Below are 12,237 nucleotides of genomic sequence, written 5' to 3'. Positions count from 1 at the left end.
CGGCGTCTGCGGCGGCGCCCACACTTCGGGAGGCTTCCCAGCCGCCTCGGCCAGGGGAATTCCCAGGCCGGACACGAGAAGCGCAAATACCGACGCGAGCACGACGCGCGAGCGAGCGGCGCGTGAGCGCATGAAGACCTGACCCCGATGACTCAACCGGATCCCCCCACGGGACACATGGAACGAGAACGCCGGGCCGGCCGAACCCGGGTGAAGCGCACCCTACGCAGCGCGCGTTCGATTCATCAGCGGAGTCCCGCATTCCCCTGGCGTGACTCACGTCACCCGCGACTCGACCCGGGCGTTCATCGCACAAATCGGACAGCTCGACGGAGTAATCTGTTGACAGATTGCAAGCGTGAAGGAAATGTGCGGCTGACTTCTGTCCGTCTCACAGCTTGGGGGGCCATGAACGTGAGGCCGTCATTACTTCCTCCGCCACCGCCGAGACCAGCAGGCCCGCGCAGACGGGCCTTTCGCACGACGGTTCTCCCCGTGGCCGGAGCCGTCGTCCTCGCACTCGGCGCTGGCCTGATCGCCGCACCACCCGCGGCTGCTGAGGCTGCGCGCGGCCACGGCCCCTCGGACAGTTCCTGGCCCAGCCCCACGACCAGGCCTCCCAACCCGGAAGCGGGAGCGGTCGATGCCGCCAAGGCCCGAGCCAAGAGCAGCGGCAAGCCGGTTCTCATTGAGCACCTGACGACGGCGAGTTCCCAGACGTTCGCCACGCCGAACGGCACTCTCACCACGGACACCGCTCCCGTTCCGCAGCGCGTCAAGAACGAGTCGGGGACATGGCAGGCCGTGGACGCCACGCTCCGGGCCGACGCGGACGGCACCGTGTCCCCGGCAGCCGTCCCGTCCAAGCTCAGGCTCTCCGGCGGCGGCACGGGGCCGATGGCCACCATGACCACGGCGGACGGCAAGAAGCTTGCCCTCAAGGCGCCCTTCCCGCTGCCGAAGCCGTCACTCAACGGCAACAGCGCCCTCTACGCGTCCGTCCTACCCGGTGTGGACCTCGAACTCAGCGCCACCACCCCCGGCGGCTGGCGCCAGGTCCTGATCGTGCGCACCGCGGAAGCCGCCGCCAACCCGGCCGTCAAGAAGCTGCACCTCGCGGTCGAGGCCGAAGGCCTCACCGTCAGCGCGGACGGCGCCGGCAACCTCAAGGCCGCCGACGGCCAGGGCAAGACCCGCTTCTCCGCGCCCACTCCGCTCATGTGGGACTCGGCGGGCTCCTCGACCGCCGCCTTGGCCCCTCCCGCGAAGTCGGCGCAGGCTCCGACCGGCCGGTCCGACTCCGCCCGGGCCGCCGAGGACGGTACGACTCCATCGAGCGCCGACGGCCCCGGTACCGGTGCCACGGTCCAGAAGGTCGCCACGACCGTGGATGCGAAAGGCATCCAGCTCGTCCCCGACGCCGCCCTCCTCGGCCAGGGCACCGGCCCGTGGTACATCGACCCGGGCTGGAACCCGACGCTCGACAACGCCAACCAGGCCTGGGCCCAGGTCCAAGAGGCGTACCGCGGCACGAACGAGTACAACGGGACCCAGGACGGGCAGGACAGGCCCGCCACCGGCTACTGCGGCTACCGATACGGAAACCCGCCCTGCACCGGCGTCGGCCGTACCCGCGCCTACTTCCAGATCGGTGTGGACTCCCGGCTCCACGGCGCCGAGATCATCAACGCGACGTTCTACGCGGACGTCGTGTCCTCCTCCAGCCCGGACACCCGCACACCGATGGGGCTGTACTCCACCGGGTACATCAGCAACCCGACCAGCTGGGACCACCAGCCGTGCAACGAGACTTCGCGCATGGGCGGCTGCAGCAAGGTCGGGCACGTCGACATGTCCGGCTCGGGCGACATCCAGTTCGACGTCAAGGATCTGATGAAGACCGCTGTCGCGCACAAGTGGCCCACCATCACCCTCGGCCTCGCCCCCGACGACGAGTACGAGAAGCGCTACCGCCAGCGGTTCAGCAACACCCCGCACGTCGTCGTCGAGTACGACATCCAGCCCACCGTATGGTGGCCCCGCGCGGCTCCCACTCCCGGCTTCGCCGACACCGGCTCCTACGCCGACTGCCGCACACCCGGCACCGCCAACCCGTGGGACAACCCCGGCTGGATCGGCGCCAACAACAACATCACCCTCACCACGTCCACCTACTCGGCCACCGGCCAACAGCTCTGGACCGGGTTCCAGTACTGGGACGACGACCAGGGAGGCGAGAGCAAGTACGCCGACACCGGATGGCAGAGCAGCTACGGCGCCGTCACGGTCGACATCGGGTCGCTGACCGACGGGCACCAGTACGGCTGGGTGGCCCGCACCTCGGACGGCACGCTCACCAGCGCCAGCACCGACATGTGCTTCTTCCGCGTCGACCGCACCCCGCCGACCGCCGCCGTCACCTCCACCGACTTCCCCGCCTCCGGAACCATCGACGCCCACCCCAAGAACGTCGGCGAGGAGGGCACCTTCACCCTCACCGGCACCGATCCGGCGCCGGCCGTGCAAGCGCGGACCTCCGGTCTGGCCTGCGCCCGGTGGACCACCGACCCGGTGGAAGCGGCCGCCACCGGCTGGAAGTGCACCGACCCCGGGCCCGGCATCACCAAGCTGACCGAGGGCAAGGCCACCATCACGATCAAGCCGCCGCGGTGGGGCACCAACTTCGTCTACCTGCAGACCCAGGACAACGCGGGCAACATGTCCCAGCCGTTCGTCTACAGCTACTACGCGCCGTCCGACCCGAGCGGTACCGCCCCGATGTTCGGCGACCTCACCGGTGACATGAAGGCCGACATCCTACTGCCCGACACCGCCGGGGCCCTGCGGGTGATCGGCGGAGGTTCCGACCCGGTCGCGGCGCCCAAGGCGGGCATCAGCTCCGCTCCCGGAGACAACGGCTGGAACGGCGTCCAGATCAGCCACCGCGGCAGCCTGGGCCACAAGACCGTCGACGATCTGTTCGCTCACGCGCCCTCCGGCCGGGACCTCTCCCTCTACCGCAACGACGGCATCGTGGGCCGGTTCGACAGCCGGGCCGCCGGAACGGTGCTCAAGCCGACCGGTTGCCTCACACCCGCCCGCGTCCCCATCCCCTGCGGTGAATCCGGTTTCGGACCCGACTGGTCGAACGTCACCCAGATCGCGGCCTTCGGCAACCACACGGGCGACAGCAGCCCCAAGCCCAACTCGGTACCCCGTACCTCACTCCTGTTCGTCGAGAAGGGCCGGCTGTGGCTGGCGACGGCGGGCGAACCGGACCAACTCGAGACGGGAGCCGTCCTCCTCTCCGCCAACGACACCCGGTGGGACTCGTACGAACTGATCACCCCCGGCCGGGCACAGGGCACCGACTTCCCCACCCTGTGGGCCCGTTCCAAGACCGACGGAAGCGTCCGCGCCTTCACGGTCAAGGGCACAGCCCAGGCACCCGACCTCACCGGCTTCGCCGATCCCGCCGCCGGCACCGTCATCGGGAAGATCGACCCCACCGCCCACCCCCGGATCGGCTCCGACGGTGATCTCACCGGCGACGGCATTCCCGACCTGTGGGCCGTCGACGCCAACCGGCAACTCGTCGCCTTCAACGGCATCGGCACCCGCCCCGACGGCGGAGGCGTCCCGCACCCCACCGTCACCGGCTTCGAGTCCACCCCGGTCACCCTGGGCAACCTCAACATGCCCAAGGCCCAATGGCCCCTCACCGGGGAGAAGGGCGGCACCACCCCCAGCACGGTCGGGAAGTTCCCCGCCACCGCGACCGGGGTCACCTGGCCAAACGCCACCATCGACGGCCGCAGCACCACCTACGCCGCCTTCGACGGCCCCTCCTCCTCCATCAGCGCGTCCGGCCCGGTGATCGACACCCGCAAGAGCTTCACGATCAGCACATCGGTCATGGCCACCAAGGCCGGAGGCGTCGTCCTCGGCCAGGGCCCGAAGGGCAACACCTCCCTGCTGCTCTTCCCCAACCACTACACCAACACGTGGGAGTTCGCCCTGGGCAACCCGGCCACCCCCGGTTGGCCCTACGACACCACCGCACAGACCAACAGCGCCGCCCGTATCGCCTTCGGCACCTGGACCCGGCTCACCGCCGCCTACGACCACACCACCGGGCAGATGCGCCTGTACGTCAACGGCACCCTCGCCGGAACCGGCCACCACAACTCCTCCGCCGGTCCGGCCCCCGCAGGCCCGCTCACCCTGGGCCGGTTCGAGGACGCCGACACCCCCTCAGGCCTCACCGGCGGCGTCAGCAATCCGGCGGTCTATCCCTACGCCGCCTCCGTCACCGCCACCGGGGCCGCCGGCCCCATCAGCCTGACCGCAGCAGCGGGACATTGCGTCGACAACGACGGGAACAGCGCCGACGACGGCAACAGGATCCAGATCGCCGGCTGCAACGGCACCGAGGCCCAGAAGCTCCAGATCCGCGACGACGGCACCATCCGGACCCACGGAGCATGCCTCAACGCCACGGCCGCCGGTACCGCCAACACCACGCCCGTCGAACTGCGCGCCTGTGACGGCAGCGCGCCGAGCCAGAAGTTCCTGCCCCGCGCCGACGGCACCATCCACAACCCCGTCTCGGGCCGCTGCCTCGACCTCGGCAACGCCGACACCACGCCGGGCCGACAGCTCTGGCTGTGGGACTGCAGCGGTTCCGCAGCGCAGCGCTGGAGTGTTCCCATCCTCGGCACGGCACCGCTCCCCGTCCCCGTCCCGTAACACCCGCACCACCGCACGGAGGCCGTCTCCCCCACCCGGGAGGCGGCCTCCGCCGCCTTCCTGGCCGCCCGGTCGCGGGAGCTCGGGCGCAATCCCTCGAAGGGGGGTGTCGACACCTGCGGGTGGTTCGAACGTCGGGTGACCGCGCCGCCCTTGGGCTCCGGACGGGGGCCGCAACTGTGTGCGGGCGTTCGTTCCCCGCGGGCCGTGACGCCGCTCTGAGCAGCCACGTTCTTCCGGCGTCAGTTCGCAGCCGCAGCACCTCGGGAGGAATCTTGCGATCCGTGCACGTTCATGTGGTGTTCGACCCGGCACCGGGCGGAGGTGGCCGCGCATGAGGCTCCTCAAGCGGCCCATGCCCCTCCAGCCCGCCGTCTCGGCCAGCGAGCGGCGGCTCTTCGGCGGGCCCCTGCGCTACGACGCCGGCTGGTCCAACCACGACTACGCCCGCCTCGAAGGGCGGCTGCTGTCCACCCTGCGCTCGATGCCCCGCATGGTCGCCGGTACCCTGCGCCTGGCCTGGGACACCGACCGGCCGGCCCTGCTCACCGTCGCCGCCTCCGAGGCCGGGCAGGGGGTCACCTCCGCCGTCGGGCTGCTCGTCCTGAGCGAGGTGCTCCGTACGCTGCTCGACTCGGGCAGCCCCGCCGAGCGGCTGCACGCCGCGATGCCCGCCCTGGCCGCGGGGGTGCTGGTCGCCGTACTGGGCGCCGTACTGGCCTCCCGGTCCACGGCCGCCGCCGGACGGCTGGAGCCGAAGATCGAGCGGGCCGCTCACGAGCAGTACTTGAAGGCCGCCGTCGAGGTGGAACTCGAAGCCATCGAGGACGGGGAGTTCCGCCGGCTGCTGGACAGCGCCCAGTGGGGGCCGCCCTCGGCCCGCCGTACCGTCGGCGCCTGCGTGGCCACCCTCGGCGGCATCATCTCCCTCGTCGCCACCGCCGGTGTCCTGACCGTGCTGCACCCGCTGCTGCTGCCCATGCTGCTGCTGATCGCCGCCCCGCGCGGCTGGGGCGCGATGCGCGTGGCACAGCGCCGCTACCTGTCCGTCATCACCTGGGTCGAGCACGTACGGGCCGCCCGGCTCATCGGCCAGCTGCTGATCTCCCGTACATCGGCCCCCGAGGTGCGGGTGCACGGCGCCGGCCGCTACCTGCTCGGCCACTACCGCAACATGGCCGAGGTCGCCGAGAGCGAGGCCACCCGCCTGGCCAAGGACAAGGCCGCCACCGAGCTGCTCGCCGCCGCGCTCTCCGGCGCCGCGGCACTGATCACGTACGGGGCGATGATCGCCCTCATCGTCACCGGGCGGATGGACCTCGCCGTCGCCGGCACCGCCGTGATCGCGGTGCGCACCGGGTCGGCGAGTCTCGGCGCGCTGGTGGCCACCACCAACACCCTGCACGAGGAGTCCCTCTACGTACGGGACCTGGAACGGTTCGTCGCCGAGGCCGGGCGGCGGGCCATCCCCGACGGCGGGCTGCCCCTGCCGGAACGGCTGGGGACGGTGCGGCTGGAGGACGTCCGCTTCAGCTACCCCGACCGGGACGAACCCGCGCTCGACGGTGTCTCCCTCACCATCGAGGCGGGCACCGTCGTCGCGCTCGTCGGCGAGAACGGCTCCGGCAAGAGCACCCTGGTCAAACTGCTCGCGGGCCTGCACCTGCCCGACTCCGGTTCGCTGACCTGGGACGGGGTCGAGGTGCGGGGCGCCGACCGGGAGCAGGTCTTCGACCGGGTCGCGCTCCTCACCCAGGACTTCGAACGGTGGCCGGTGACCGCCCGCACCAACATCGCCATCGGCCGGCCCGGGGAGGGCGGGGCCGAGGAGGCGGTGGAGCGGGCGGCGGATGTGGTCGCCGCGGCCCGGTACGCGGGGGCCGACCGCGTGGTCGAGAAGCTCCCGAACGGCTACGAGACCCTGCTGGCGCGGGTGTTCAGGGGCGCCTCGGAGCTCTCCGGGGGGCAGTGGCAGAAGTTCGGACTGGCCCGGACGCGCTACCGGGACGCCCGCGTCATCGTCGTCGACGAGCCCACCTCCGCGCTGGACCCGGAGGCGGAGATCGCCGCCTTCGACAGCATCCGGGGGCTCGCCGGGCCGCAGCGCGCCGTCGTCCTCGTCACGCACCGGATGTCCGGCGTACGGTACGCCGACGTCATCTACGTGCTGCACGAGGGGCGGCTCGTCGAACAGGGCGGCCACGAGGAACTGCTGGCGCTCGGCGGCCGGTACGCGTCGATGTTCCGGATGCAGGCCGAACAGTTCGCCCAGCCCGACCCCCGGTCCCGGCGGTCCGGCTCCTCCCCCATCCCCCGGCAGACCGGCGCGTCGCCGACCGACACTTCCGTCACCTGATGCGGTGAACTCCTCCTTATCCCGGTGACACCACGGGTAGGGCCCTGCTGATCTCTTGCGGGGGCCGGGCCACCGGCCCCCGCACCTTTGACGAAGGGCCTGCCCCGCCGTGACGCAGCCGTTCCAACTGCCGGACTTCTACGTGCCGTACCCGGCGCGGCTGAACCCCCACCTGGAGGAGGCGCGGACCCACACCAAGCAGTGGGCGCGCGATTTCGCGATGCTGGAGGGTTCCGGCGTCTGGGAGGAGAGCGACCTCGACTCGCACGACTATGCGCTGCTCTGCTCATACACCCACCCCGACTGCGACGCCGAGGTGTTGTCGCTGGTCACCGACTGGTACGTGTGGGTGTTCTTCTTCGACGACCACTTCCTGGAGGCCTTCAAGCGCTCCCAGGACCGCGACGGCGCCAAGGCCTACCTCGACCGGCTGGCCGCCTTCATGCCGATGGACCTCGCCTGCGGCTTCCCCGAGCCCGCCAACCCCGTGGAGGCCGGCCTCGCCGACCTGTGGCGGCGAACCGTTCCCTCGATGTCCGCCGACTGGCGGGAACGGTTCTCCCTGTCCACGAAGAACCTCCTCGACGAGTCGATGTGGGAGCTCGCCAACATCGGCATCGGACGGGTGGCCAACCCCCTCGAATACATCGAGATGCGCCGCAAGGTGGGCGGCGCCCCCTGGTCGGCCGGCCTCGTCGAGTACGTCGCCGGCGAGGTCCCCGCGCGCGTCGCGCACTCGCGCCCCCTCGGCGTGCTGCGGGACGCCTTCTCGGACGCGGTCCACATCCGCAACGACCTGTTCTCCTACGAGCGGGAGGTCACCGACGAGGGCGAACTCTCCAACGCCGTCCTGGTCCTTGAGACCTTCCTCGGCTGCACCACCCAGGAGGCCGCGGAGGTCTCCAACGACCTGCTGACCTCCCGCCTCCAGCAGTTCGAGCAGACCGCCCTGTGCGAACTGCCGCAGCTGTTCTCGGACTTCGCCCTGGAACCCGCCGAGGTCGCGGCCGTCCTCGCCTACACCAAGGGCCTCCAGGACTGGCAGTCCGGCGGCCACGAATGGCACATGGTCTCCAGCCGCTACATGAACAAGGAGGCCAGGGCGACCGCCCCGCTCACCCTGCCCTTCATGCCGTCCGGGCCGGGCACCAGCGCCCTCGACCTGCGGTCCGTGTTCACGCGGCGCTCGATGGAGCTGCGCCGACGCTCCTTCACCCACGTCCCCTTCGAACGCACCGGGCCCTCCGTGATCCCGGAGATCTACATGCCCCACCGGCTCTCCTTGAGCCCTCATCTGGCGCACGCGCGCGAGGAGTCGGTGGCCTGGGCCCGGCGCACGGGCCTGCTGGAGCCGCAGCCGGGCGATCCCGGTTCCACGATCTGGACCGAGGAGAAGCTGCGCGGCTACGACTTCGCGCTCTGCTCGGCCGGGCTCGACCCGGACGCCACGCCCGCCGAACTCACTCTCAGCGCCTGCTGGCTGACCTGGGGCACTTACGGCGACGACTACTACCCGGTGGTCTTCGCGGGAACCAAGGACCTGGCGGCGGCCAAGGCGGCCACGGCCCGGCTGATCGCCATGATCCCCGTCGACCACGCCGCGCAGCCGCGGCCGGCCACCGCGATGGAGCGCGGGCTGGCCGACCTGTGGGTGCGCACCAGCGCCGCCATGCCGGTGGAGCAGCGCACCGAGTTCCGGGCGACGCTGGTGGAGATGCTGGAGAGCTGGCTCTGGGAGGTGGACAACGCGGTCCACCACCGCATCCCGGACCCCGTGGACTACGCGGAGATGCGACGGCGCACCTTCGGCAGCCGCCTCACCATGTACCTGTGCCGGATCGGCCACCAGGGCCGGGGCGTTCCCGAGGAGATCTACGCCTCGGGGACCATCTGCTCACTGGAGAACGCGGTCGCCGACGCGGCCTGCCTGATCAACGACATCTACTCCTATCAGAAGGAGGTGGAGTTCGAGGGTGAGGTCCACAACCACATCCTGGTCACGCGGAACTTCTTCGACATCGGCTACCCGGAGGCCCTGCACATCTGCCACGCGCTGATGACCCAGCGCACGGAGGAGTTCGAGCACATCGCGGCGAACCAGCTGCCGCTGCTCTACGACGACTGGAAGCTCGGCGCCGAGGCCCGGACCGCCCTGGACACGTACGTGCAGGAGCTGCGGGACTGGCACGCCGGCATCCTCAACTGGCACGCGGAGTGCCGCCGTTACCGGCCGGAGGACCTGCGCCGGCCCGACGGCGGCCTGTCCGCGGCGGTCCTCGGCGCCGGCTTCGGCATGGCGGCCGCCAGGCTCTCCCTGCCCGCGTGAGCCGGGCGGTGGGGGCGGACCGGCCCGCCCCCACCGCCGAGCCGCGCCCCGCCCGCCGCGCACCGCCTAGAACTCGTCGGCTGTGTGCGGCAGTACGGGCGTGCGCAGGGCGTCGTCCAGGGCCGCCGCCGCCCCGGGCGTGTGCTCCTGCACCAGACCGGCCGCGACGAGGTCGGTGACCCTGGTCCCGCCCAGGTAGCAGGCGGCCAGTTCGCGCACGTCGAGGGCCAGATCGGCGGCGCCGTCCGCGTGTCCGTACGTCGCCCCGTCCGGCCCCGCCTTGAGCCGGAACCGCCCGGCGTTGTCGGGCAGCCGTACGTCGTGCACCTCCAGCACCAGTTCCACCGGCGCGGCCCAGGACCGCGCGGTCAGCGCCGCGCGTACGTCGACCAGGCGCAGCCACAGCGCCGGGAACTGGGCGGTGACCCGCACCTGGTCCCGGTCGGCGGCGAAGTGCAGCAGCGGGTCGTCGGCCGGGCGGCCCCACGCGGAGACCTTCCCCGTGAGGTCGACGGCGGCCACGCACTCCCACAGGGCGGCGGCGACCGCCGGGGTGTCCGCCTCCAGCTCGTCGACCCGGACCAGGCCGGTGGTGCGGGCGGCGGTCCCCGCGGCGTCGCCGGCGGACTCGGGCTTCGTGCGGTAGAGGACGTACCCGGCGACGGGTTCGCCCGGTTCCCCCAGGACGATGATCCGGGGCGGACTCAACTCCTCGTCCTCCTCGTCCTGTTCGGCCAGCCACTCCTCGCGCCAGCGCTCGGGACTGCGGCTGGGCCGGCCGGCGCGTCCGGCGCGGGCCGCCTCGTGGTGGGGGCCGATCACGTCGACGGCCTCGTCCGGGTCGACGAGCCGCAGCGGGCGCGGGTCCGGGTCGATGCGCAGGGCCAGCGGCCGAGTGGAGTCGATCTCGATGGTGGCGCCGGTGGTGGCTCCGCCGTAGCCGAAGCGGCCGTAGATGGCGGCCTCGGAGGCCCAGAGGGCGGCGATCGGGCGGCCGGTGTCGGTGGCGCGCCGCATCATCTGCGTCATCAGCCCGGTCAGCACGCCGCGGCGCCGGTGGGTGGGCGCGACGCAGACGAAGGTGAGCCCGGGGCAGGGCAGGTCCGCCCCGGGCACGGAGAGCCGGAAGTCGTGCGCGGCCATGAAGCCGACCAGGGCGTCCCCGTCGTAGGCGCCGATCCGGTCGCAGCGCGCGAGCAGCGCGTGGTGCCGCTCGCGGGCCTCCTTCTCGGGCCGGTCGTGGAAGACCAGGTAGGCGAGTTCCAGGGCGCGGTCGATGTCGGCCTCGGGTACCTCACGGATGTCCACCATGATCGGGAGACTAATCGGTCATCGAGGACCAGTCATCCCATATTGGCTTGATCTGCGGGTTCGGCCGGTTTCCGCGCCTTGGTCCGAGGAATCAGCGGCCGGCCGGGCGCCTGGCCAACGGCCGCCCGGTGGCCGGGCTACCGGGCGGCCGGACCGGCCCAGGAGGCCGGGACGCGGCCGAGCCGGACGCGCTGGGGGTGGTCCCCGACGGGTACGGACACCCGCTTGGCGCCGGTGGCGAAGTCGATGGCCGTCACCTGGTCGGTGCCGCTCTCGGAGATCACGCAGGCCGTCCCGTCACCGCTGACCGTGGCCCAGTAGGGCTTGGAAGCGGGAACGAGCGGCCCCTCGGCGAGGGTGGCGCGGTCCACGACCGTCGCGTAGTCGTCCATGGTGCCCGCGATGCACAGCTTCGCCCCGTCGGGGCTCATCGACATGCCGTGGTGCCGGGAGTCGTTGACCCAGGTGGTGCGGTCGGTGCTGGTGGCCGGGGCGGCGGGGAGGTCCTTGAGGCGGGTGATCCGGTCCGAGGCCACGTCGTACTCCAGGAAGCCGCCGAAGAAGGACACCTGGAAGTAGAGCTTCGACTCGTCGGGGCTGAAGGACACGGGGCGCACGGAGTCGGACAGGTCCTTGCGGCCGAAGGCGTCCAGCCGCTCCCGCATGTCGATCACCCGGACCGTGCGGAAGGTCTGCGCGTCGACCACGGTGATCTTCCGGTCGCCCTTCGTCCAGTCGAGCCAGGGCGCGTCGAGGGCCGTGTTCACCTCGCCGATGGAGCTGTTCCACAGGTAGCGGCCGTCACGGGTGAAGGTGTTCTCGTGCGGCTTGTCGCCGGTACGGAAGGAGCCGGCCTGCCGCCCGGTGGCGATGTCCAGGACGTGAACGGTGTTGGAGGTGGAGGCGGAGACGGCGATGCGGGTCCCGTCCGGGGAGACCGCCATGTGGTCGGAGCGGAAACCGGAGACCGGGAAGCGCCAGTTGATCCGCCCGGAGGCCAGGTCGATGGAGACGACGTCGGCGAAGCTGGGGCGGGAGACGACGACCGCCGAGCCGTCCGGGGTGGTGAACATGTCGTCGACGAACTGGTCGTGGCCCTCGCCGGCGCTCTCCCGGATGCCGAGGAAGAAGGCGAGCCTGACCGGGTTGAGGTAGATCTCGTGGAGGCGCTCGCTCTTGTCGGGGATCACGTTGATCCGGCCGACCTTGGCGAGATCGCCGGTGGAGGCGAGGACGTCTGCCGTCCCCTCCCAGTTGTTGCCCACGAACAGCACCTCGCGCAGGCCGCCGGCCGCGGCGGGCGGGGCCGGCGGAGCGGCCGGGGCGGGCGTGAAGGCGGTCAGGAGGGCGGCCGCCGCCAGCACGCCCATTGTTCGCACGGTACGCAACATCCGCTCAACTCCGGTGTCAGGAAAGGACGGAGAGCACGCCCTCCGATTACCGGCGGGTAAAATAGGGGGAACGCCGAAAGGGCGCAACCCTCACGGGGAGCGCC

The 12,237-nt window shown here is 71.5% G+C and carries 5 protein-coding genes; 3 read left to right on the top strand and 2 right to left on the bottom strand.

What is annotated here, in order from left to right; genetic code table 11:
* The first annotated feature begins 495 nt into the window (after positions 1-495).
* The 3 genes from ACZ3X1_RS29435 to ACZ3X1_RS29425 all read left to right on the top strand — a co-directional run bounded on the left by ACZ3X1_RS29435 (position 496) and on the right by ACZ3X1_RS29425 (position 9,431).
* On the top strand, positions 496-4,749 hold the full coding sequence (locus ACZ3X1_RS29435; protein ID WP_467281586.1) for a ricin-type beta-trefoil lectin domain protein: 4,254 nt from the start codon (positions 496-498) through the stop codon (positions 4,747-4,749).
* A 334-nt stretch (positions 4,750-5,083) separates the two neighbouring features.
* Entirely contained in the window at positions 5,084-7,105 is a 2,022-nt protein-coding gene (locus ACZ3X1_RS29430; RefSeq protein WP_467281585.1) for an ABC transporter ATP-binding protein, read from the top strand.
* A 109-nt stretch (positions 7,106-7,214) separates the two neighbouring features.
* Positions 7,215-9,431 carry a terpene synthase family protein gene (locus ACZ3X1_RS29425; RefSeq protein WP_467281584.1) on the top strand — a complete coding sequence of 739 codons (2,217 nt, stop codon included), beginning with the start codon at positions 7,215-7,217 and terminating at the stop codon, positions 9,429-9,431.
* 66 nt (positions 9,432-9,497) lie between these two features.
* Here ACZ3X1_RS29425 and ACZ3X1_RS29420 read toward each other — a convergent pair whose 3' ends face one another.
* Both ACZ3X1_RS29420 and ACZ3X1_RS29415 read right to left on the bottom strand, forming a co-directional pair.
* Positions 9,498-10,742 (bottom strand): GNAT family N-acetyltransferase, encoded by a 1,245-nt coding sequence (locus ACZ3X1_RS29420; protein ID WP_356814141.1) that lies wholly within the window; start codon positions 10,740-10,742, stop codon positions 9,498-9,500.
* 137 nt (positions 10,743-10,879) lie between these two features.
* On the bottom strand, positions 10,880-12,112 hold the full coding sequence (locus ACZ3X1_RS29415) for a YncE family protein (protein ID WP_467281583.1): 1,233 nt from the start codon (positions 12,110-12,112) through the stop codon (positions 10,880-10,882).
* Positions 12,113-12,237: the final 125 nt, after the last annotated feature.

It is taken from the genome of Streptomyces sp. NPDC023541, assembly GCF_055559995.1.
Note: the sequence above shows the minus strand (reverse complement) of the source record. Positions and strands in the feature narration are given on the sequence as shown.

Bases quoted from the DNA above. Each gene is read 5' to 3' on its own strand.
- ACZ3X1_RS29420 (WP_356814141.1), bottom strand. From the start codon at position 10,742: ATGGTGGACATCCGTGAGGTACCCGAGGCCGACATCGACCGCGCCCTG.
- ACZ3X1_RS29415 (WP_467281583.1), bottom strand. From the start codon at position 12,112: ATGGGCGTGCTGGCGGCGGCCGCCCTCCTGACCGCCTTCACGCCCGCC.
- ACZ3X1_RS29430 (WP_467281585.1), top strand. From the start codon at position 5,084: ATGAGGCTCCTCAAGCGGCCCATGCCCCTCCAGCCCGCCGTCTCGGCC.